At 48.8% G+C, this 252-nt stretch carries 1 protein-coding gene; it reads left to right on the plus strand.

The window, feature by feature from the left end; genetic code table 11:
• Positions 1-20: 20 nt before the first annotated feature.
• Positions 21-252: glutamate synthase-related protein (locus E8Q33_RS15330; protein WP_247870153.1), on the plus strand; the 232-nt coding region annotated here is incomplete at its 3' end.

Raw genomic sequence — 252 nt, forward strand, 5'->3', positions numbered from 1 at the left:
GAATTGCGTGAAATTACTGATTGGCAAGTGCTATCTATATCAAAGTCGGTGCAACTCGAACTTACTATGATGTGAAGCTGGCGGTGAAAGCCGGTGCCGATGTCATTGTTGTTGATGGTATGCAGGGCGGGACTGCAGCAACACAGGAAGTGTTTATCGAACATGTCGGTATTCCAACCATGGCGGCGATTCCTCAAGCGGTTCAGGCACTGCAGGAAATGGGCATGCACCGCAAAGTGCAGTTGATTGTTT

Source organism: Methylophaga sp. SB9B, assembly GCF_004832235.1.
Classification (GTDB): Bacteria; Pseudomonadota; Gammaproteobacteria; order Nitrosococcales; family Methylophagaceae; genus Methylophaga; species Methylophaga muralis.